Source organism: Nonomuraea sp. NPDC049269 (assembly GCF_043197155.1).
GTDB lineage: Bacteria > Actinomycetota > Actinomycetes > Streptosporangiales > Streptosporangiaceae > Nonomuraea.
The window spans coordinates 590,568-610,789 of sequence record NZ_JBICSO010000010.1; the positions used below are offsets into that span (position 1 = coordinate 590,568).

Consider the following 20,222-nt stretch of genomic DNA (forward strand, 5'->3'; position numbering starts at 1 on the left):
CCCGGTCTTGGCGATCACTCTGACCCGGTCGTGACCATCCTGCGCAAGCACTCCCAGCCCCCATACTGTGACAGGGTGAGCGCGCCTGCCGATCAACTGTCCGCCGCCCTGGCGCCGTTCGTGGCGAGGCTGGATGCGTACGATCTTGGGCCCGGCTCGGCCGGCGTTCATCGCGGGCTTCCCTCCTCCACGGTGTCGATCACGATCCCCGAGGAGGACTCGCTCGAGATCGCGTGGGTCGGGCGGCCCGGCTCGCGCAGACGGCTCCGGGCTGTTGTGGCCGGGCTCCATCTGAACGCGGCTGAGCTGCGGCAAGAAGGGTGTACGCGCGGCGTGTGGTTGACGCTCAGCCCGATGGGTGCCGGCGCGCTGCTGGGAGTCCCGGCGTCGGCGCTGGCCGGGCACATCGCCGACCTCGCCGACGTCGTCCCGGCGATGGCGGACCTGCCCGAGCGTCTGACGGCCTGCCGGTTCTGGCCGCAACGTCGCGCCCTCGTCGAACACTCCCTGCTCACCGGCCTGGCCCGGCACCGCGAACCGGCCAATCACGACAAACTGCGGACCACGCTCGCGGCCCCGTCCGGGACCACCCGAGTGCAGGAGGCCGCTCAGCTGCTCGGCCGGGATTCGCCGATCAGGCGCACCTCACCCGGGAGTGGCGGGCCATGGCCGGGTGTACGCCCACCGAGTGGCTGCGCGCCGAATGCCTGGCCGTGCGGGGTTAGAACCCTTTGAAAGCAGGCGGCGATTGGGTTACCCTCAGGTTCGCGTTTCGGGGCGCGACCGGTCCGCGGGAAGGGCTCAGCCCACTCGATCCTCAGTACGTTTCTTGCGTCATTCCTCCTTTTCGGCCCGAAGATGCGGACGTCGGGCATATCCGAAAGGGAGGTCTTCGTGACCAACCGTCTGCCCGAAAACCCCAGTCTCGACCACCTGAAGAACGAGGCCAAGCAACTGCTGCGCGGCGTACGTACGGGCGAGATCCGCGCGCTCGCGACGGCGGGCGGGTGGTATCCAGGAGAGCTGTCCGAACTGCGGTTGGCCGGCGCCCAACTGGTGGTGGCCCGCAAGTACGGCTTCACGAGCTGGCCGCAGCTGCGCGCGCACTTGGCGATGGTGGGCGAGTTCGCGCGCCGGCCACACGAGGTGGGCCCGTCGGCCGACTCCGCGACTGAGTTCTTGCGGCTGGCCTGCCTGACCTACCACGCACCCGCGAGCACCGAGGCCGCGGCGCGGCTGCTGGCCGCCCATCCGCAGACAGGCGACGCGTCGGTGTGGACGATGGCGGCGGTCGGCGACGCCGCCGGGGTGGCACGCGCGGTGGCGGCCGATCCCGCGTCGGCCCGGGCACACGGCGGCCCGTTCGGCTGGCAGCCGCTGCTGTACCTGACCTGTTCACGGGTGACGCAGGCCGACGCCGTGGGGACGGCGCTGGTCCTGCTGACGGCGGGCGCCGATCCGAATGCCGGCTACCTGCCTGAAGGGCTGGCGCCGCCGTTCACCGCGTTGGCCGGGGCGCTGGGCGGAGGAGAGCTGGGGCAACCGCCGCACCCGCGGGACCTGGAGCTGGCCCGGGTGCTGCTGAGGGCGGGGGCGGACGCCAACGACGGCAAGGCCCTGTACAACCGCGGACTCCTGGGTGATGACACCGGCTATCTGGAGTTGCTGCTCGAGTTCGGGCTCGGCCGCGGGGGCGGCGGGCCTTGGCGGGCCAGGCTGGGCCAGGTGCAGGACTCGCCGGCCCGCATGCTGAAGAACACGCTGCTGACCGCCGCGTCGCGTGGCCGGGCAAGCCGGATACGGTGCCTGCTCGCGCACGGCGCGCCCGCCGACGCCAAGGGCGACGGGCACCCGTCCTTCGGCGGGCACACGGCCCTGGAGCTGGCATTGCTGGGCGGGCATACGGAGGTCGCGCGGATCCTGGCCGACGCGGAGGCCTCCGGCACGCTACGTGGGCTGGATGTCGTGGAAGCGGCTGTCATGCGAGGGGATCGCGGGGAGCTCGAACGCCTGATGAGCGGCGACCGCACACTGGTCCGGCGCCTGCTGACAAAACGGCGGGACCTGCTCATCAAGGCAGCGGAGTACGGCCGGGTGCCTGCCGTACGGCTGGCCTGCGCGCTGGGCTTCGACGTGAACGCACGCCTTCCGTCGGCGGCGTTGCACAAGGCGGCGCGGGCAGGTCACCTGCCGATGGTACGAGCGCTGTTGGAGCTGGGAGCTGACCGGTCACTACGCGATCACGATTACGATGCCACGCCGCTGGAGTGGGCCCAGTCCGCCGGCCAGGCGGAGGTGGCGGAGCTCTTGAGTCAGTAGCGACCGGCTGGCTGACTCTGCCGGGCGCGGGTCGTTCCCAGATGTTCAAGACCCCGTCGGCGCCCGTCACCGTGGGGGTGGCTCTCACCGAGTGATCTCGGCGGCTCCGCGGTCCTGCTCGAGATCGAGGTGGACGACCCGGACGCGGTCGGCGAACGCATGATCGCCCACGGCGCCGAGGTGGTCGTGCCGATCGAGAACCGGCCCTACGGCAAGCGCTCGGGCCGCATCCGTGACCCCTTCGGCCACCTGTGGATCATCACCGGCGAGCTTCGCTGAGCCTGCGGTTCCGTTCACACGACCTGGTCGCGACGAGCGTACCGTTACCGGATGCGGTCCCAGCAGGTGCGCTCGGCCGCCGCCGGGTCGTCGACGACGGTGATGTGATCGGAGATCAGGCCGGTGGCGCGGCGGCTGGTGTCGTAGGCCGGCCATCCCGGGTCGCCGCGGGTGATGAAGTCCACCCACACCTTGTGCGCCTGGTCGGAGACGGCCTGCGACGGCGCGGCGCCCAGGCGCGGCCGGACGTCATCGCGGCCGATGGTGCCGAACACGTACGGCACTTCCGCGCCATGGCACGCGCCCAGCCGGTTGTTCTCCTCGGGATCGGGGTGGTCGAACCGGTAGGTCCAGGTGTTCGCCGTCCCCTGACGAGCGCGGGCTTCGGCGATCCGGATCGACGGGACGGCGTAGAACCAGTCGGTGACGACGGCGGCCAGCAGGTCGCCCGGACCGGCTCCCGGCCGGTTGGCGCGGTAGGCGGCCAGCGACTAGCCATCGGCGGCCAGCCGGTAGTTGATGGTCACGCATACGACGCCGTCACGCGCGAACGCGCTGCCGTCGTACTCGCCGACCGACCCGGATCCGTTGGTGAACGAGCCGCCGTGAATCCAGACCAGCACCGGCAACCCGGTCGTGTCCGGGTCGGGTGTCCAGACGTTGAGGTTCAGGAAGTCCTCGCCGGGGATCACCACTTCTGGGAAGAGCGGGGCGTACTGGGGCGGGTAGTCGCCCTTGGGCGCCGTCGGGCCGTAGCTGGTGGCTCCTGTGCGATGTTCGCTGGACCTGTTTTGGGAGGGGTACGTACTGCCGGCCCGACGTCATCCGCCGTCCGCCGGGTGTCCCGCCGACCTGGTGGCGTGGATCGCGGCGAAGGCCAGGAGGAGTTCGGCGGTGCGCGGCGGATCCTCGAGTATGGGTGAGTGTCCGAGACCGGGCAGCAACTCGATGTTCGCGCCCGGCACGGTGCGGTAGTCGGCGGCGGATGAGGATCGCCATCTGCGGTCGTCCTCGCCGAAGATCACCAGTAGCGGCTTGCCGAGGGTCATCAGCCGATCCGGGAGCGCCTGCTCCTGAAGGTAGCCGACGGTGGCCTGCATCGTCGCGGTGAGCGAGTGGAAGGTCATGGCGCGCACCTCGTCCAGGAGCTCCTGCGGGATCTGGTAGCCCGCGCGGCTGAAACCGGTGCTCGCGAACTGGCGGAGCTGCTCGTCGGTCGGCGGCCACTGCGCGGGGTCGATCGCGGCGGCCGCCGAGGGGATGAAGGCGCCCAGGCTGGGTCCGGTGTTGATGAGCGCGAGCGCGGTCACGAGGTCGGATCGCTGTTCGGCGAGGGCGGTGGCGACCACTCCGCCGCTGGAATGGCCGACGACCGTCGCGTGCTCGACGCCGAGCCGGTCCAGGGCCACGCCGACCCGGTGTCCCTGGTCCGGGGTCGCGTAGCTACGGTCGGCCGGTTTGGCCGACCGGCCGTGCCCGAGCAGGTCGATCCGGATGACGCGATGGGATCTGGTCAGCAGCGGAACCAGCGCGTCCCACGAGCGGGCCGAGGACGCGGACCCGTGGATGAGCAGCAGTGCGGGGGCGTCGCGGGGGCCGTCCTGGCACACGAAGATGTCGCCGTCGTCCAGGGACAGGGTCGTACCCTCGGTGGCGTCTTTCACGTGCGGTCCGCTGTCAGAAATGGTCATGAGCCCACTGTCGCCGCCGGTGCGCGGTGGTGGATTGGACAAATGTTCCCCTCGGTCGGCTCGCGTAGCATGGGGCGGTGCGAACGTTCGTGCACGGTGGGGCTGTGTGGGATGTCGCGCGCCCGCAGCGGCCCAGCCGGGTGGCCGGTGTCACCATGGCCGGGTTCCGCGTCCGTGACCTGGACGCGCTTCGGATGGTCCCGCATCCGGCCGTGACACTGCTGCTGGAGTTCGGCACCGGTTCGCCCGTCGTCGACTATGCCGCCGGGCGGCAGCAGCGGGGAAGTGTCGTCGCCGGGCCCGGGATCGGGGCCGGCGGCGCGGTCTGGGCGCGGGGGGAGAATGTCGAGTGCGTGCAGGTGCGTCTGTCCCCGGTGATCGCACGCGCGGTGCTGGGCGCCTCCCCCGCCGACCTCGACGGTGCCGTGGTGGCCCTCGACGACCTGTGGGGCCGGGAGGCGGCACGGATCCGTGAGCGGCTGGGCGAGGTCTCGTCGTGGCAGGACCGCTTCGCGTTGACGGACGCGCTCCTCGCCCGCCGGTACGAGGCGGGGCCGCCGGTAGACCCGGAGGTGGCTTGGGCCTGGGACCGGATCGTCGGCGACCGCGGCCTGGTCCGGGTCGACGGACTCGCGGGCGAGGTCGGATGGAGCCGTAAGCGGCTGTGGTCCCGGTTCCGGTCGCAGCTCGGCCTGCCGCCCAAGCGCGCCGTGAAGCTGGTCCGCTTCGACCATGCCGCCCACCGCCTGGTCGCGGGTGAAGGCGTGGCCAGGGTCGCGGCCGACGGCGGCTACACCGACCAGTCCCACCTGCATCGGGACGTCGTGGCGTTCACCGGAGTGACCCCCGCGAACGTGGCCGGCGAGCCGTTTCTGGCAGTTGACGACATCGCATGGGCCGGTCACTGAACACCCTGTCAAGGATCTGCACCTGATCGCCGCGCCTGACCTTCCGAGGTCCTGACGCGACGGCGAGGGGCACGGTGGCGGCGGTTCCCTGTCGCGTTTGCCGGGGAGCGCGCGGTACCCGGTCGGCGCGTCGCCTCACATTTCGCACGGCTGTGTCGTCGTACCGACGAACCGCACGCGAAAGAAGGAAACCGATCATGGAACCCGTGAAGGTCGCGATCATTTACTACAGTGCGACAGGCACCGTGCATGCCTTGGCGCAAGCCCTCGCCGAGGGCGCGGAGAAGGCCGGCGCCGACGTCCGACTGCGCAAGGTCGCCGAAACGGCCCCGCCGGAAGCGGTCAACGCCAGGGCGGAGTGGGCCGGGCACCTGCGGGACACCGCCGACATCGCCGAGGCCGGCCACGACGACCTGGAGTGGGCCGACGCGGTGCTGTTCGGCACTCCCACCCGGTTCGGCAACCCGGCCAACCAGCTCAGGGCGTTCATCGACACCACCGGTCCCCTGTGGTTCCAGGGCAAGCTCGCGGACAAGGTGTACTCGGCGTTCGCCGCCTCCAACACCGCCCACGGCGGACAGGAATCCACCCTCCTGGCGCTGGGCAACACCTTCTACCACTGGGGCGGCATCATCGTGCCGCCCGGCTACACCGACCCCATCCAGTTCCAGTCAGGCAACCCCTACGGCACCTCCCACGTGGTCGGCGACGGCCCGCCCAGCGAGGTGATCTTGCAGGCGGCCCGTCACCAGGCCCGCCGCGTCGTCGACACCGCGGCCGCGCTCAAGGCCGGCCGCGCCGCCTGATCCAGCACGGAACACCGACCACGAGGGCCGTCGCCAGGTGAGCTGGTCGCGGTCAGATTTCTTGAACGGAGGATGCGATGACGACGAACGATGCCGAGGTCAGGGCGTTCTTGGAGAGCCGAGTCGCTGCCTGTCAGACAAAGGACATTGATCGACTCATGTCACATTATTCTGCCGACATCGTTTATTACGATGTCGTTCCCCCGCTCCAGTTCGCGGGATCCGATGAAGTCCGTGGCAACTTTGTGCGGTGGTTCGATGAATACGACGGCCCCATTGGCCTGGAAACGCACGACCTTACCGTTGTGACCAGCGCAGATGTCGCGTTCGCGCACATGCTTCATCTGGACAGCGGAACGCGGAAGAACGGGCTCCAGAGCGCGATATGGGTACGATCGACCGTTTGTTGCCGACGATCAAATGACCAGTGGTTGATCACGCACGAACATATCTCGGTGCCGATCAACCCTCAGAACCTCCAAGCCTGGTTTCCGCCGGGGATGTGAGCCGGTCTGATCGTTTTGGGGTGCCGCGCTGGTTGCGGCGCCCCAGGGCACGACCGCCGTCACCACGACGCTCGGTGACGGCCGCCTCGACCCCGGGCTGGACGGCTGGACCCCGGCGCCTACAAGAGCGGCGGGACGATGAGGAGGTCGGCTTTGTCGTAGGTGAGCTCCGAGACGACGTCGATCACGCCCTCCACCCGGCGGATCTCCTCCACCAGCCGAGCGGCCTGGGAACCGCGCGCCACCCGGCCGCTGATCGTCACCACTCCGCCGGAGACGCTGACGGACACCGGTGTCAGGTCACCGAGCACCGCTTTGACCTCGCTCTCCAACTGACCCGCGGACCGGGTGAAGACACGCAGCACGTCCGACTGGTGCAGGGTGCCGATGATGCGCCCGGAGACCGCGTCGATCACCGGCAGCTGCTTGATCCGCCTCTCGTGCATCGACCGCGCCGCGTCGCGTACCGGGGCTCCCGGGGTCACGGTGATCGCGGGCGTGCTCATGAGCGCGGAGGCGGTGACCGCGGCTGCCTTCTCGTGCTCCTCGCGCCGCTTGCGGCTCTCGAAGATCGAGACGCCGTGCCGTGCCGGGTTCACCTCCTTGAGCAGCAGATCGTCTTCGGAGACGACCCCCAGAGGCCGGCAATCGGCGTCGACCACACTGACCGCTCCGACGGCGTATCGCCGCATCGTGCGTACGATCTCGGCGAACGACGCGTCCTCCAGAACCGCGATGGCGACGTTCCTCATGACGTCCCTGACCTTGATGGACATGGCGGTCTCCTCTCACCTCTCCCCCGCAACGATGCTCTTCGGGCGACATGAGCGGCATGGGGCGAACGTCCCTCGTCGCCGAGTCTTTGGTCCCGGTTCGGCAGAAACCCTCGGCTCGCGCCAGTTTGGTGGGTCTGGTGTGGAGGGGTCGGTGCTGTTACCGTCGATCCTGGAGCGCCGGGAAGCCTGGTCGGCAACGTCATATCGGACCGGCTTCAAGGAGGCGCCCATGCGGGGCGAACCTGCCATCCTCATCAGCGGGCTGACCAAGTCCTTCGGGCGCGTGCGCGCCCTGGACGGGCTCGATCTCACCGTGGACACGGGCGAGGTCCACGGCTTCCTCGGCCCGAACGGCGCGGGCAAGACCACCACCCTGCGCATCCTGCTCGGCCTGCTGCGGGCCGGCTCCGGCCACGCCGAACTCCTCGGTGGCAACCCATGGCGCGACGCGGTCGAGCTGCACCGGCGCCTGGCCTACGTACCCGGCGACGTCGTGCTCTGGCCGACGCTGTCCGGCGGCGAGGCCATCGACCTGCTCGGGCGCCTGCGCGGCGGGCTCGACCAGCGGCGCAAGAAGGCGCTGCTGGAGCTCTTCGACCTCGACCCGACCAAGAAGGGCCGCGCCTACTCCAAAGGCAACCGGCAGAAGGTGGCCCTCGTCGCGGCCCTGGCCTCCGATGTGGAACTACTGCTGCTGGACGAGCCGACCGCCGGGCTCGACCCGCTGATGGAGGCCGCCTTCCGCCAGTGCGTCACCGAGGAGCGCGGCAACGGCCGTACGGTGCTGCTGTCCAGCCACATCTTGTCCGAGGTCGAGGCCCTGTGCGACCGGGTCACCATCGTCCGCGACGGCCGAGCCGTCGAGAGCGGCACCCTGGCGCAGTTACGCCACCTGACCCGCAGCTCCATCACCGCCGAGCTCGACCGGATCCCCGACGGCCTGGCCGAGCTGGCGGGCGTGCACGAGCTGGCCGTCAGCGGCTCCCGCGTGCGCTTCGAGGTCGAGGCGGCCCGGCTCGGCGGCGCGCTGCGACTGCTCACCGACGCGGGCGTACGCAGCCTCACCTGCCAGCCGCCCACCCTGGAAGAGCTGTTCCTGCGGCACTATCAGAGCACGTCATGACGGGCACGTTCGCGCTGGTACGGCTGGCGTTGCGCCGTGACCGCCTGCTCCTGCCGGTCTGGATCGTGGTGATCACAGGTGCCATCGCGGCCACCGCCTCGGCGATCGGCGAGCTCTACCCCGGCATGGCACAACGTCTCGCCCTGGGCGTCACCATCGGCTCGACCCCCGCGCTGCAGGCGCTCACCGGCCCGGTCTTCGACGCGACATCGGTGGGTGGTCTGACCGCCTGGCGTGCGACCACCCTCGCCACCAGCCTGGCCGCCTTGATGAGCATCATGGTGGTGACCAGGCACACCCGCGCGGAGGAGGAAACCGGCCGCGCCGAGCTGATCGGGGCCTGCGCGGTCGGCCGCCACGCGATCCCGGCGGCCGCGGTGCTCGTGGCAGGTGGCGCCAACCTCCTCCTCGCGCTCCTCCTCACCGTGGCGCTGACCGGCCAGGGACTTCCCGGCTCGGGCGCGCTCGGGTTCGGGCTCGCGGTGGGCGGGACCGGGTGGGTGTTCACCGGCATCGCCGTGGTGGCCGCGCAGGTGACCGAGCACGCCCGCACCGCCAACGGCCTGGCCGTCTCGGTACTCGGCCTGGCCTACCTGCTGCGGGCTTCGGGTGACGCCGCCGGTGTCGAGGCGCTGGCGTGGCTGTCGCCGTTGGGCTGGGCTCAGCGGGTACGAGCTTTCGCCGGCGAACGCTGGTGGGTGGCCGGCCTGCTGGCGCTGGCCGGACTCATCCTGGTCGGGCTGGCCGCGCTACTGGCCAGGCGGCGAGATGTGGGCGCCGGACTGCTGCCGCCCCGGCTGGGCCCGTCGGACGCCGCGCCGAGCCTGGCCGGTGCGCCGGCGCTGGCGTGGCGGTTGCAGCGGGGCGGGCTGCTGGGCTGGATGATCGGGTTCGCGATCGCCGGAGCCATGTTCGGCTCGCTGGCCCAGAGCGTGGGCGACATCGTCAACGACAACCCTCAGCTCGCCGCGATCCTGCAGCGGCTCGGCGGCGCGGGGGCGCTGGTGGACACCTTCCTGGCCGCCGTGATGGGGCTGCTCGGCCTGGCCGTGGGCGGTTTCGCCGTACAGGCCACGCTGCGGTTGCAGGGCGAAGAGGCCGGCGCACGCGCCGAGCCCGTGCTGGCGGCGGCCGTGCCCCGCTGGCGGTGGACGCTCAGCCACCTGGTCATCGCTGTGGGCGGCACTCCGCTCGTCATCACGGCCGGCGGCCTGGCGGCCGGGCTGGCTCACGGCGTGCGAACGGGCGAGGTCGGCGAGCAGGTCCCCCGGCTGCTGGGCGCGGCCTGGGTCCAGGTGCCCGCGGCGTGGGTGCTGGCCGGGATCGCGATGCTGTTGTTCGGCCTACTGCCCCGGCTCACCGCCCTGGCCTGGGCGGCTCTGGTGGCCTTCGCCCTGCTCGGCCAGCTCGGCGAGCTGCTCCAGCTCGATGACTGGATCAGGAACCTGTCGCCCTTCGCCCACCTCCCCCAGGTGCCCGGCGGCGAGGTGAGCGCGGCGCCGCTGCTCTGGTTGACCGCCGTCGCGATGGCGCTCGTCCTGGCCGGTGTCGCCGCCTTCCAGCGGCGTGACCTGGCCGGTAACTGACTTGTCGGGAGATGCGCTGCCGTGTGCCGATGGCCGCTCTTCTGACGCTCATGCTTGACTGTTCCGGCTCCCCGAGGACCGATGCGCGTGATCACCGTGCCGCCACGCAGTCGACCGCCGAGGCGCCCCTGGCCACCACATCCCCGGCACCGCCGTCACCAGCACCTGCGCTCTTCGCTGCCGAGACGGGACTGTGTCAGGTCTCGTCTCTGGGATCCACGCTGCCGTTGACTCGAAGCCCATGATCTTGTACGGCTGGCGGGCGGCTGCCGGGTGACGGGGGCGCGTACCGAACAATGATTTCCGCGCCTTCGTCGGCGGGGAGCGGGGTGGCGGTCACCTGGAGGGTCTGGGCGAGCGGTCTGGATGGTGACGTCGGGGTCTTCCTGAATTGTGTGCGGAGACCTGGTCCTTTCAGGGTCGGGAGGAAGCGCCACCCCTCCTTACAAAAACAGTATGGAAAGCCTTGGTCACACTCGGTAATGCGTGCGGTGGGTGAGGACGCTGTGACAGGAGGTACGCTTGATGGCAATCCGCCGCTCCGCCACCAAACGCCACGGCCTGCCCAGCGTCGTGCAACTGCGGCTCACACCCGCCCCGGCCCAAGCCAACGCGCTGGCCGCAGCCGTGCTGTTGTGTAATGAGGCGGCCACCGTCGTGTCCCGGCTGGCCTGGCAGTACCGTACGTTCACTGTGATGGAGCTGCACCTGGCTGGCCTATTACGCGGTGCGGGCGCAGGTGGCCGGGCTGGGTGCGCAGGCGGCGGTGCGGGCGATCGCCCGGGTCGCCGGTGCCTACGCCAACCGGCGCGCCAGCAAGAAACGGGGTCACATCTTCCGGCCGCACGGCGCCGTCCCCTACGACGCCCGGCTGATGAGCTGGAATCGCGACGCCCGCACGGTGTCGCTGTGGACTCCCACCGGCCGCGTCACCGTCCCCTATGCGGGTCGGCCAGAAGACCTCAAAGCCATCGACACGCTGCCGATGGGGGAAGCCGATCTGATCTGCCGGCGCGGGGTGTGGCTGCTCCAGGTCACCCTCACTCTCCCCAAGCCGGCGGTGCGTGAGCCGGTCGGTGGCTTTGTGGGGGGGTGGATCAAGGGGTGGCGAACCTGGCGGTCACCTGCGACGGCGCAGCACTGCCTGGTCCCGCCCTGGCTGGACCAATCGGCGGCAACGGCCACGTCCGCACGCTGCGGGAGCGGCGGCACCGGCAACGCCGCCGCCTGCAGAAGAAGGGAACGTCGGCGGCGCGGCGAGTGCTGCGCCGCCTGTCCGGGCGTGAGCACCGGATGATGACCCCAGCAGACCGCGTTCACCCGCTACAAAGCCGCCCGCGCCGGGGTCGCGTTTCTGCTGGTCGACCCCCGCCTACACGTCGCAGGCCTGTCCGGAGTGGCCAGGGCGAACCAGCCGGCGCGGGGCCGGTTCCTCTGCACCCGGTGTGGCCTCGCTGGGCACGCCGACCACATCGCAGCCCGCAACATCGCCACACACGGCGCAGCGGGCTGGGCCGCCATCAACCAGCCACACGCTACCGGCCTCCCCCCAGCCAGACGGGACCGTGAGAGCAAACCACCAACTTCAACCGGCGGTAGTTGATGATGTTCTGGTACCAGTCGGCCTTCGGCCCGAATCCGGAGGCGGCCACGTAGCCGTGCTCTCCGCGTTGATGACCTCGCTGACGGCCTGGCGCCGCCGGCCGGAGACGCGGCCGATGTGGGCGAGCAGCACGATCCGGCGCCCCAGCAGCGGGCCCAGCCCTAGATTGGCCGGTACAGCCGGATGGGGAGCCGCCACAGCCTGCGGCGCAGCCCGGTGGGCAAGCTGGGCTTTTTGATGATCTGCATGGTTCACGCCCTCTCGATCACGCGGCTGCGCCTGGGCCTGGTAGCGGGTCGATGTCGCTCGCGTGCATCGGCTCGCCGCAGTGGGCGCAGCGCAGGTCGACGTGGCTGATCTCGCCGCAGGCGTGATGGCGGTAGAGCACGGGCGGGCCGGCCTCGCCGGCGAGCCACTTGTCCCCCCAGCCGGTCATGACCATGAGCAGGTCGACGAGCTCGGCACCCTTCTCCGTCAGGCGGTACTCGTAGCGCGGCCGGTTGTCGTACGGATGGCGCTCAAGGACGCCCTGGTCGACGAGGTGGTTGAGCCGCTCGGTCAGCACCTTGCGCGAGATCCCGAGGTCGGCCTGGAGCTGGTCGAAGCGACTCAGGCCCACCCATACGTCACGCAGGATCAGCGGCGACCACGGCTCTCCGATCACGTCGAGGGTGCGCGCGATGGAGCAGGCCATGTCCCCGAACTTCGTGCGTTGCATGAGACCAGTCTACCCATTGGGGTTCCCTTACGGAACTTCCAGTGTTACGGTAACGGAGTCTCCTCAAGGAACTCCGAAAGGATCACGTAGATGAGCAAGGTCATCAGCGCCCACGCGGTGTCGGTCGACGGTTACCTCACCGGTCGCGACCCGGGCGCCGGGCGCGGGCTGGGCGACGGAACGATGCTGTTCGACTGGTACTTCGATGGCGACACGCCCAGTCAGGTGTTCGACGGGTTCCGGCTGAGCGAGCCCAGTGCCCGCGTCTTCGACGCCCTCGCCGGACGCGTGGGTGCGATCGTGGCGGGGCGCAACACCTATGAGGACTCCGACCACTTCGGAGGCGGCAGCCCACACCCGAAGGCCCGGCTGTTCGTCCTCAGCCATCGGGCGGCGCCGGAGATGACCGAGCGGCAGACCCTGGTCACCACCGGCATCGAGGACGCCGTCGCGGCGGCGCGCGAGACCGCCGATGGCAAGGACGTCGGCCTCATGGGCGGCGGCGTCGCGACCGAGGCCCTGAAGGCGGGGCTGGTCGACGAGGTGATCCTCCACCAGGTGCCGATCCTGCTCGGCGGCGGCCGCCCCTTCTTCCAGACTCTGCCCGAGCACGTACGCCTGCGCCTGGTCGAAGCCGTCCCGGCACCGGGCGTCACCCATCTCCGCTACGCGGTCGAGCGCTGACCCCCATCACCTACAAACCCACCCAGCACAGACTTCATCCCAGGAGATGATCCCGATGCTCAACCCCGACATCCGCCGCGTTCTCGACGGCACCTCGATCGCCCACCTCGCCACCATCCTCCCCGACGGGGCTCCCCACTCCGTTCCCGTCTGGATCGGCACGGAGGGCGACCACGTCGTGATCCTCACCGGCCCGCATACCCTCAAGGCGCGCAACCTGCGGCGCGACCCGCGGGTCGCGGTCTCCCTGACGCCGGTCGACAACCCGTTCCAGCCGGTCATCCTCCACGGCAGGGTCGTCGAGTGGGTCGAGGGCGACGCCGCCTGGGAGATCGTCGACCGGATCGCCGCGAAGTACATCGGCGGCCCCTACTCCCGCGACGCCGAGCGGCACGTCGCGCTCATCGAGCTCGATCGACAGAGCATGGGCTGAGACGTCTCAGGTCACCAGGCCCCTGCGGTAGGCGTAGACCACCGCCTGCACGCGGTCCCGCAGGTCGAGCTTGGTGAGGATGCGCGACACGTACGTCTTGACGGTCTCCTGGCTGATCACCAGCGTCGCGGCGATCTCGCTGTTGGACCTGCCGTCGGCCATGAGGCGCAGCACCTCCAGTTCGCGCGGGGTCAGGGCGACGTCGTCCGGTGTGCCCTCGGCGGGACGGATCCGCGCCGCGTACCTGCCGACGAGCTGCCGCGTCACCTCGGGTGCCAGCAGCGCGGCGCCGGAGGCGACGGTACGGATGCCGTTCAGCAGCTGCGCCGGTGGGGCGTCCTTGAGCAGGAACCCGCTCGCCCCCGCGCGCAGCGCCTCGTACACGTACTTGTCCAGGTTGAACGTCGTCACCACGAGCACCTTGACGGGCTGCGCCACCTCGGCACCGGCCAGGAGGCGGGTCGCCTCGATGCCGTCGAGCACGGGCATGCGGACGTCCATCACCACCACGTCCGGGCGCAGCCGGCCGGCGAGGTCGACCGCGGCCTGCCCGTCCCCGCACTCGCCGACCGCCTCAAGATCGGGCTGCGCGTCGATGATCGTTGCGAACCCGGTGCGGATCAGCGCCTGGTCGTCGCAGATCAGGACGCGGATCGGCGCGGTCACGACGGGCTTCCCGCGGGGATGCGCGCCCGCACGACGAAACCGCCGCCCGTCCGCCGATCCGCGCTGAAGTCGCCGCCCAGAACGTCGACCCGTTCGCGGAGACCGGCCAGGCCCTTCCCGCCCCCGCCGGGGGACCCGGCCTTCGAGCCGGAACCGTCCGTGCTGACCTCCACGGTGATCTCCTTTTCGCCGTGGCGCACCCGCACCGAGGTACGGCTGCCGTGGGCGTACTTGAGAGCGTTCGTCAGGGCCTCCTGCACGACCCGGTAGGCCACGAGGTCGGCGCTGCCAGTCAACTCCGCGGGCGTGCCCTCCTCGGTGAAGTCCACCGGCTGCCCGGCCTGACGCGTCTGCTCGACGAGGGTGAGCAGTCTGCCGATGGGCGGCGTTCTGGCCTCGGTGCCGTGGTCGGGGTTGAGCAGGTCGAGCAGGTGCCGCAGGTCGGTGATGGCCCGCCGGCCGGTGTCGGTGACGGCGGTCAGGGTCTGGTCGAGGCGATCGGGCGCGGCGGTCAGATAGCGGGCCGCCTCGGCCTGCACGACCATCGCCGTCACATGGTGGGTCACGACGTCGTGGAGCTCGCGGGCGATACGGGTACGTTCGGCGGCGCGGGTGTCCTCGGCGACGCGACGGCGGCGTTCGGCCTCCGCGGCCCGGACGGAGCGCAGCCACGCCCCGATGCCCCACGCGAGGACCAGGCATAGGTAGAACAGCACGAATCCACCCGGCGATTCGGCGCCCGAACCGAGCAGGAAAAGCGCGACCGCCAGCGGCACGTAAGCTGCGGAGAAGGCCAGCGCCGTGGCGCGCCGGTGCCGTTCCAGACGGTAGCCCACGCCCAGCAGCGCGATGGCCAGCGCGGTGCCCGCGAGCGAGTGGTAGCCGCGGAGCTGGTCGACGGCGAAGCCGAGCGACACCAGGGCGAGACAGCTGACCGGCCACCGCCCCAGCCCGGCGAGCGGGAGGCACTGCAGCGCGACGGCCACGACGGCGAGCACGTCATACGGGCGGGCGGGCAGGCCGCCGAGCTGCGTCCCGTAGGTCTGGAACGCCGGCATGAGCGATGCGGCAAAGAGCAGCAGTCCGGCCAGAAGGTATCGGAGCGTGACGTCAATGCGGCGCCACAGCTCCGGGACCCGCGCCAAAGCGATCACCGGGAGAGTGTAGTGGCGGCGTGCCGGCAGCGGGGCACCACATTGCCGCGCCGGCCGACGTGCACGCCGATCCGCACCCACAGGTTGCGGGTGGCGACGTAGGCGGCGGCGAGCATGCAGCCGAACAGACGTGAGCCCGGGCCGTGCACCTTGTCGTACCCGAGGAAGTAGATGTTCACGGTGACGGCCCCGAACAACGCGACGCCGATGAGCACCCCCCGGGTGATCGCGGTCCCGGCGCCCTTCCGGGCCACCTCCGTGACCGGGCGGTGCTCGGTCCGCCGCACCACCCACCCGTGGACGAGCACCGCGAGCACGGCCGTCAAGACGCCGAGGGCGAGCGTGAGCCACGGGTTCCCCCGCATCGCGGCGACGCCCTGGCCGCCGATGAAGGCGACCGCGGCGACGGCCAGGAGCTGCCACACGAGTCTCATGAAGAATCCTCCGTCAGATCCGCGACCGGAGCGCCGCGACCGCCTCGAACGCTACGGATCCGGCGGCCCGCGATCGTCACCACACGGTGGACACCTGCGGGTAGCTCGCACGGGGGACACTGTGCTCGACCGCTCCGGCCGTCAGCCGGGCAGCCGGCGTGGTCGCGACGCCACGAACCCATCGCCTGGGAGCCGGCCAGCAACTCCTCGACCGACGGGTCGCAGGTCCGGCGCGTCGGCATGCCCGGGCTCCTCGAAGAACTTCTCGAACCCCGCCGGGGTAACGACGCAGAAGCCGCGGCCGCGCTTGGAGCGCACGAAGATGGAGTGAGCAGTGCGCCGCGGAATCCAGACCGTGCAGAACCAGGTCCTGATCCGTCGTCGGGGTATCACCGTGCGGTGCGGTGTAGTCGACGGACATCGGGGCGCCTCCCCTCAGCTTTGCGGCCGGTGTAACCCGGCCTGGTCCAGGTAGGACTCGACGGTGGTGCGATCGGCGGTGACCAGGGCGACGTATCCGTCCGGCCGGATCAGGACCCAGTCGCCGGGTGACAGGTCGTACGCGTCCCGCAGGTGGCCGGCGCGGTCCACGATGTCGCCGCGGACTCCCGTGGTGTGGATGCGCACTCCGGCGCGCGGCTCCAGAGCGCCCGATACCTCGTACCCGATCAGCGTCCACTGCGGACCGGCCAGCAGCTGGAACAGCCGCACGGACTGCTCACCAGCGCCGGTGAGCGGCGCGTCGGGCGCCCGGTACCCGGACAGGTCGCCGGGGCCGTTGAGCGGTGACTGGGGGTATCCGAGGTCGAGCTGTCGCGCCTCACGGCCGCGGCGCATCCTGCGGCGCTCGGCCTCGTCAAGCAGCAGGGTGGACAGCCCGGTCAGCTCGTCGTCGGCCACGAAGTAGACCAGGCGGCCGTCCGGGAGCCGGCCGACGCCGTCCACGCCGGGGACCATCGGCAGCTTGCCGGTGCTGGTGTAGTGCCGGCCGGAGGCTCCGGTGCGCACCCGAGGGTGCAGCCCGACCGCGAGCACGTCGAGGACCACCTCGTCCTCGGTGCCGGGTGCGGGAAGATCGTACGACTCGTAGCGGGGCGGGTGGTCGAACGAGCTGACCACGGCTGCGCTGATTTCCATCGGCCCTTCCTCAAGTAGTAGGTGTCATGGACTGCCTGGGGCAGTGCGCCGTAGTCAAGGGATAGGTACGCATGGATGACGCCACGCCGATCCGGGCAGGCACGGCAGCCTGGTGGCTGGCCCGGACCGAGAACGCCGACGATCGCCCGCGGCGTCGGCGGATGCTGTCACTCGATCTGATCGCCGACACCGCGCTGTCCGTGCTGGACACCGAAGGCGCGGAGGCGCTGACCATGCGCCGTCTCGCCCAGCAGCTCCGGTGCAGTCAGGCGTCGCTGTATCGGCACGTCACCAGCCGGGACGAACTCATGGTCCTCGCCATGGATCGGGCCGTGGGGCAGGGCCTGCATCCGCCGCCGGAGGATCTGGGCTGGCGGCAGTCCGTGGAATGGCAGGCGCACTCGTTCCGCGATTTCCTGCTCGCGCATCCGGGGCTGGTCCCGTTCCTGCGCGGCACCGAACGCCTGAGCCCGAGCTCACTGAGCGGGATGGAGCACTCGCTCGGGCAGTTCATCGACATCGGGCTGAGCGTCCGGGAGGCCTACGCGACGGCGTCGGCGTTCGCCACCTTCGTGGTCGGCTCGGTGCAGTTCAACCTGGGCGTGGACACCGCGAGCCCGATGGAGCAACGGCTGCGCCGCAGACTCTACGAGGGCTTGGACCCTGACCGGTACCCCATCCTGGTCGCCCATGCCGACGAGCTGTCCCGCATGGGCAGCCACGAGGAGTTCGAGTTCGGCCTGGCCGCGCTGCTGGACGCCATCGAAGCCCGGCTGAGGTGACCATTCGCGTCAGGGGCCGCGTCGAGCCGCGAGCTCGGCCAGGCCCGCGCGGGCGACGTCGAGTACGCGGTCGACCAGGGGAAGAAGTTCCTCGGTAGCGATGTCGCGGTGGTGGGCCTCGTGGGTCATGTACAGCTCGCGCAGGCCGCCCACCACGGTGTACGCGGTCAGGCGCGGGGCCAGCGCGGTGGGCGGCAGGCCCAGGTCCTCGCCGATGGCGGCGGCGATCAGGCGTTCCAGTTCGTAGTAGCTCGCGCGGGCGCTACCGCGGAGGTCCTCGTCCCCGGCTATCAGAGTGGCGCGCTTGACGCGGAGGGACCAGGTCTCGCCGGGCTTGCGACCCTGGTCGGCGTCGCGCTCGTCGAGGGCGCGCATCGTGTCGCGCATCCACTCGCCGACGGCGTCGAGAGCGGCGCCGGGACGGGTGTCGAGGCGGGCGGCCAATGATTCCGGGGCGAACGGGTCGTCCGCGAACAGCAGGTCTTCCTTGGTGGGGAAGTGCAGCGTGACGGTCCGTGTCGCGACGTCCGCGTGTTCGGCGATCGCCGCGATGGTCGCGTTGCGGTAGCCGTGCGACGTGAAGAGCTCCAGCGCCGAAGTCTGGATCCGTTCACGGGTCTGCCGCTTCTTACGAGCCTGTCGCGGCCGAGTACGAGGAACGGCTGGCCACATGGCGGAAGTGGCAGCCGGTCGCGGTGGCCGCATTCCGTTGAGCCGGCTCTCTCTCAGCCGGCCAGGACGCGGCGCATGTCGCCGATGGCCCGCAGCGTGCCGCGCACGGTGCCGGTCATCTTCGACCGGCCTGCCCGGGCCAGGTGGTTCACCTCGACCTCGCCTATCCGCCAGCCCGCGGAGGCCGCGCGCAGGACCATCTCCAGGGGATAGCCGCCGCGCCGGTCGGCCAGTCTCAGCGCCAGCAGGTCGGCGCGCCGGCACGCCCGCATCGGCCCGAGATCGTGCAGGAGGGCGCCGGTCCGGCGCCGCAGCCTCCTGGCCAGCAGGGCGTTGCCGATCCGGGCATGCGTCGGCCACGACACTCCGGGGCCGAGAATGCGACGGCCGAGGACCAACTCCGCCTCACCGCCCAGGACAGGCCCCGCCACCAGCGGCAACTGTCCGGGGTCCAGTGACGCGTCGGCGTCCATGAAGCAGACCACATCCGTGGTCGCGGCCATCAGCCCGGCATGGCAGGCGGCACCGAACCCGCGCCGCGGCTCGATCACCACCGTGGCACCAAGCTTGGCGGCGACCCGGGCGGATCCATCGGTCGAGCCGTTGTCGACCACGATCGGATGGAAGCCGTCCGGCATACGCCCGAGCACCCAGGGCAGGGCCGCCTCCTCGTTCAGGCAGGGCAGCACCACATCGAGCTTCATAGATCGACGCTAGAGCCACAGGACGCGCTCGATCCCCATGAGAGGGTCACGTGCCTTCAGGGAAATCGCCAGTTCCCAGGGCCCGGCGGGGCCTGGTCGCACATACGCTCGGCCTGCCCCTGAACGGACGCCGAGGTACGGGGTTGGACTCTCCCACAGTGGGAGAGTCCACCATGATGGCGTGCAGATGACCCGGATGATCCTCCCCGTTCAGGAGAGCATGGCATGACCACGGCACCAGACATCGATGTCCGCGGTACGCAGCACTGCGAGACGACAACGCTGGGAGTGCTGCTGCGGCACCAAGGGCTCGATCTGTCCGAGCCCATGCTCTTCGGCCTCGGCTCCGGCCTGTCCTTCATCTACTGGGACAGCAAGAACATGGACTTCCCCTTCCTCGGCGGACGGGTCAGGCCTTTCGACCTCACCAGAAACCTGGCCACCAGCCTCAAGCTGGAACTCCTGGTCCAGGAAACCAGCTCGCCCCGCAAGGCATGGGAGAACGCAGTAGCCCCCATCGACGCCGGCCACCCCGTCGGACTGCAACTCGACAGCTACTACCTGGACTACTTCGGGTCGAAGGTGCACTTCGGCGGTCATTTCGTCGCTATGTACGGCTATGACGACCACGACGCCCACCTGGTGGACACCGACCAGCAAGGCGGAGCGGTATCCACCAGCCTGGCCAGCCTCGCCCAGGCCCGGGCCGCGCGCGGCCCGATGACCGCCAAGCACCGCTCCTTCACCCTCACCGTTCCGAGGAACCTGCCCGACCCACGGAGCCGGATCATTCCCGCCATCACCGCCTGCGCCGAGGCCTTCCTCAACCCGCCCATCGCCAACCTCGGCCACCGAGGCATCGACAAGGCCGCCAAGCTGGTACGCACCTGGCTCCAGCGCACTGACAACCCGCGACGGGACCTGCCGCAGGCCGCCCTCCTGATGGAGAAGGCCGGCACCGGCGGCGCCCTGTTCCGCAACCTCTACCGCGACTTCCTCGCCGAATGCATCGAGCTGCTCGACAGCAGCCACCTGCGCACCGGCCACGAACTGTACGGCGAGGCAGCCAGCCTGTGGACGGCAGCCGCAGCACTGATCACAAAGGCCGGTGAATCGGGCGATCCGCAGTGCCTCGTGCAGGCAGGCACCATGCTCAGCGATCTTTCACGCATTGAGTACGAGGCCATGCAGGCACTGAACCGCCTGGAAGAGTGAGACCCAGGTACAGACGGCTTTCGGAA

At 70.4% G+C, this 20,222-nt stretch carries 23 protein-coding genes and 2 pseudogenes; 14 read left to right on the top strand and 11 right to left on the bottom strand.

Features of this window, described 5'->3' with window-relative positions:
* The first annotated feature begins 75 nt into the window (after window positions 1-75).
* The 3 genes from ACGFNP_RS49170 (at window position 76) to ACGFNP_RS49180 (ending at window position 2,598) form a co-directional block, all read left to right on the top strand.
* Window positions 76-735 (top strand): hypothetical protein, encoded by a 660-nt coding sequence (locus ACGFNP_RS49170; RefSeq protein WP_393330050.1) that lies wholly within the window; start codon window positions 76-78, stop codon window positions 733-735.
* A gap of 159 nt (window positions 736-894) precedes the next feature.
* Complete coding sequence (locus tag ACGFNP_RS49175) at window positions 895-2,319, top strand: ankyrin repeat domain-containing protein (RefSeq protein WP_393330052.1); 1,425 nt, start codon at window positions 895-897, stop codon at window positions 2,317-2,319.
* A gap of 114 nt (window positions 2,320-2,433) precedes the next feature.
* A complete protein-coding gene (locus ACGFNP_RS49180; RefSeq protein ID WP_358327907.1) occupies window positions 2,434-2,598 on the top strand; it encodes a VOC family protein in 165 nt (54 codons plus the stop codon).
* 44 nt (window positions 2,599-2,642) lie between these two features.
* Here ACGFNP_RS49180 and ACGFNP_RS49185 read toward each other — a convergent pair whose 3' ends face one another.
* From ACGFNP_RS49185 to ACGFNP_RS49195, 3 genes and pseudogenes are all read right to left on the bottom strand, one after another.
* Window positions 2,643-3,086 carry a carboxylesterase family protein gene (locus ACGFNP_RS49185; RefSeq protein WP_393330151.1) on the bottom strand — a complete coding sequence of 148 codons (444 nt, stop codon included), beginning with the start codon at window positions 3,084-3,086 and terminating at the stop codon, window positions 2,643-2,645.
* 3 nt (window positions 3,087-3,089) lie between these two features.
* A pseudogene (locus tag ACGFNP_RS49190) lies at window positions 3,090-3,365 on the bottom strand (carboxylesterase family protein); the annotation flags it as partial.
* 54 nt (window positions 3,366-3,419) lie between these two features.
* Window positions 3,420-4,289 carry an alpha/beta hydrolase gene (locus tag ACGFNP_RS49195; protein WP_393330054.1) on the bottom strand — a complete coding sequence of 290 codons (870 nt, stop codon included), beginning with the start codon at window positions 4,287-4,289 and terminating at the stop codon, window positions 3,420-3,422.
* Between the two features lie 77 nt (window positions 4,290-4,366).
* Between ACGFNP_RS49195 and ACGFNP_RS49200 the strand changes: the two genes are divergently transcribed.
* From ACGFNP_RS49200 to ACGFNP_RS49210, 3 genes are all read left to right on the top strand, one after another.
* Window positions 4,367-5,197, top strand: a complete 831-nt coding sequence (locus ACGFNP_RS49200) for a helix-turn-helix domain-containing protein (RefSeq protein WP_393330056.1) — start codon at window positions 4,367-4,369, stop codon at window positions 5,195-5,197.
* 197 nt (window positions 5,198-5,394) lie between these two features.
* Window positions 5,395-6,003 (top strand): NAD(P)H:quinone oxidoreductase, encoded by a 609-nt coding sequence (wrbA, locus tag ACGFNP_RS49205; RefSeq protein WP_393330058.1) that lies wholly within the window; start codon window positions 5,395-5,397, stop codon window positions 6,001-6,003.
* 77 nt (window positions 6,004-6,080) lie between these two features.
* A complete protein-coding gene (locus ACGFNP_RS49210) occupies window positions 6,081-6,509 on the top strand; it encodes a YybH family protein (RefSeq protein ID WP_393330059.1) in 429 nt (142 codons plus the stop codon).
* 119 nt (window positions 6,510-6,628) lie between these two features.
* Here ACGFNP_RS49210 and ACGFNP_RS49215 read toward each other — a convergent pair whose 3' ends face one another.
* The gene (locus tag ACGFNP_RS49215; protein WP_393330061.1) at window positions 6,629-7,285 is read right to left on the bottom strand and encodes a CBS domain-containing protein; all 657 of its coding nucleotides are present in this window, start codon (window positions 7,283-7,285) and stop codon (window positions 6,629-6,631) included.
* Between the two features lie 229 nt (window positions 7,286-7,514).
* On the opposite strand from ACGFNP_RS49215, the gene ACGFNP_RS49220 reads away from it, so the two are divergent.
* From ACGFNP_RS49220 to ACGFNP_RS49235, 4 genes and pseudogenes are all read left to right on the top strand, one after another.
* Window positions 7,515-8,408 carry an ABC transporter ATP-binding protein gene (locus ACGFNP_RS49220; protein WP_358327839.1) on the top strand — a complete coding sequence of 298 codons (894 nt, stop codon included), beginning with the start codon at window positions 7,515-7,517 and terminating at the stop codon, window positions 8,406-8,408.
* Window positions 8,405-9,994, top strand: a complete 1,590-nt coding sequence (locus tag ACGFNP_RS49225; protein WP_393330064.1) for an ABC transporter permease — start codon at window positions 8,405-8,407, stop codon at window positions 9,992-9,994. The genes ACGFNP_RS49220 and ACGFNP_RS49225 overlap by 4 nt, the downstream gene beginning before the upstream one ends.
* Window positions 9,995-10,721: 727 nt before the next feature.
* Window positions 10,722-11,291: a hypothetical protein gene (locus ACGFNP_RS49230; RefSeq protein ID WP_393330066.1), complete on the top strand. Its 570-nt coding sequence runs from the start codon at window positions 10,722-10,724 to the stop codon at window positions 11,289-11,291.
* Between the two features lie 36 nt (window positions 11,292-11,327).
* Window positions 11,328-11,597, top strand: a pseudogene (locus tag ACGFNP_RS49235) (hypothetical protein); the annotation flags it as partial.
* A 265-nt stretch (window positions 11,598-11,862) separates the two neighbouring features.
* On the opposite strand, the gene ACGFNP_RS49240 reads toward ACGFNP_RS49235, so the two are convergent.
* Complete coding sequence (locus tag ACGFNP_RS49240; RefSeq protein WP_358327845.1) at window positions 11,863-12,315, bottom strand: helix-turn-helix domain-containing protein; 453 nt, start codon at window positions 12,313-12,315, stop codon at window positions 11,863-11,865.
* Window positions 12,316-12,405: 90 nt separating this feature from the next.
* Here ACGFNP_RS49240 and ACGFNP_RS49245 point away from each other — a divergent pair, with 90 nt between their 5' ends.
* Window positions 12,406-12,999: a dihydrofolate reductase family protein gene (locus tag ACGFNP_RS49245; RefSeq protein WP_393330067.1), complete on the top strand. Its 594-nt coding sequence runs from the start codon at window positions 12,406-12,408 to the stop codon at window positions 12,997-12,999.
* A 46-nt stretch (window positions 13,000-13,045) separates the two neighbouring features.
* On the top strand, window positions 13,046-13,432 hold the full coding sequence (locus tag ACGFNP_RS49250; RefSeq protein ID WP_358327849.1) for a PPOX class F420-dependent oxidoreductase: 387 nt from the start codon (window positions 13,046-13,048) through the stop codon (window positions 13,430-13,432).
* Window positions 13,433-13,438: 6 nt separating this feature from the next.
* Here the strand turns inward: ACGFNP_RS49250 and ACGFNP_RS49255 are convergent, their stop codons facing one another.
* The 4 genes from ACGFNP_RS49255 to ACGFNP_RS49270 all read right to left on the bottom strand — a co-directional run bounded on the left by ACGFNP_RS49255 (window position 13,439) and on the right by ACGFNP_RS49270 (window position 16,823).
* Window positions 13,439-14,098, bottom strand: coding sequence for a response regulator transcription factor (locus tag ACGFNP_RS49255; RefSeq protein ID WP_358327851.1), 660 nt, complete (start codon window positions 14,096-14,098; stop codon window positions 13,439-13,441).
* Complete coding sequence (locus ACGFNP_RS49260) at window positions 14,095-15,252, bottom strand: histidine kinase (RefSeq protein WP_358327853.1); 1,158 nt, start codon at window positions 15,250-15,252, stop codon at window positions 14,095-14,097. The genes ACGFNP_RS49255 and ACGFNP_RS49260 overlap by 4 nt, the downstream gene beginning before the upstream one ends.
* Window positions 15,249-15,686: a hypothetical protein gene (locus tag ACGFNP_RS49265; protein WP_358327855.1), complete on the bottom strand. Its 438-nt coding sequence runs from the start codon at window positions 15,684-15,686 to the stop codon at window positions 15,249-15,251. Before ACGFNP_RS49265 ends, ACGFNP_RS49260 begins: the two co-directional genes overlap by 4 nt.
* Before the next feature lie 435 nt (window positions 15,687-16,121).
* Window positions 16,122-16,823 carry a hypothetical protein gene (locus ACGFNP_RS49270; protein WP_358327857.1) on the bottom strand — a complete coding sequence of 234 codons (702 nt, stop codon included), beginning with the start codon at window positions 16,821-16,823 and terminating at the stop codon, window positions 16,122-16,124.
* A gap of 71 nt (window positions 16,824-16,894) precedes the next feature.
* On the opposite strand from ACGFNP_RS49270, the gene ACGFNP_RS49275 reads away from it, so the two are divergent.
* Window positions 16,895-17,605 (top strand): TetR/AcrR family transcriptional regulator, encoded by a 711-nt coding sequence (locus ACGFNP_RS49275; protein ID WP_393330071.1) that lies wholly within the window; start codon window positions 16,895-16,897, stop codon window positions 17,603-17,605.
* A 9-nt stretch (window positions 17,606-17,614) separates the two neighbouring features.
* On the opposite strand, the gene ACGFNP_RS49280 is transcribed toward ACGFNP_RS49275, so the two are convergent.
* Entirely contained in the window at window positions 17,615-18,277 is a 663-nt protein-coding gene (locus tag ACGFNP_RS49280) for a TetR/AcrR family transcriptional regulator (protein ID WP_393330072.1), read from the bottom strand.
* Window positions 18,278-18,330: 53 nt separating this feature from the next.
* Complete coding sequence (locus tag ACGFNP_RS49285; RefSeq protein ID WP_393330075.1) at window positions 18,331-18,981, bottom strand: glycosyltransferase family 2 protein; 651 nt, start codon at window positions 18,979-18,981, stop codon at window positions 18,331-18,333.
* 225 nt (window positions 18,982-19,206) lie between these two features.
* On the opposite strand from ACGFNP_RS49285, the gene ACGFNP_RS49290 reads away from it, so the two are divergent.
* Window positions 19,207-20,196 (top strand): BtrH N-terminal domain-containing protein, encoded by a 990-nt coding sequence (locus ACGFNP_RS49290; RefSeq protein WP_393330078.1) that lies wholly within the window; start codon window positions 19,207-19,209, stop codon window positions 20,194-20,196.
* Window positions 20,197-20,222: the final 26 nt, after the last annotated feature.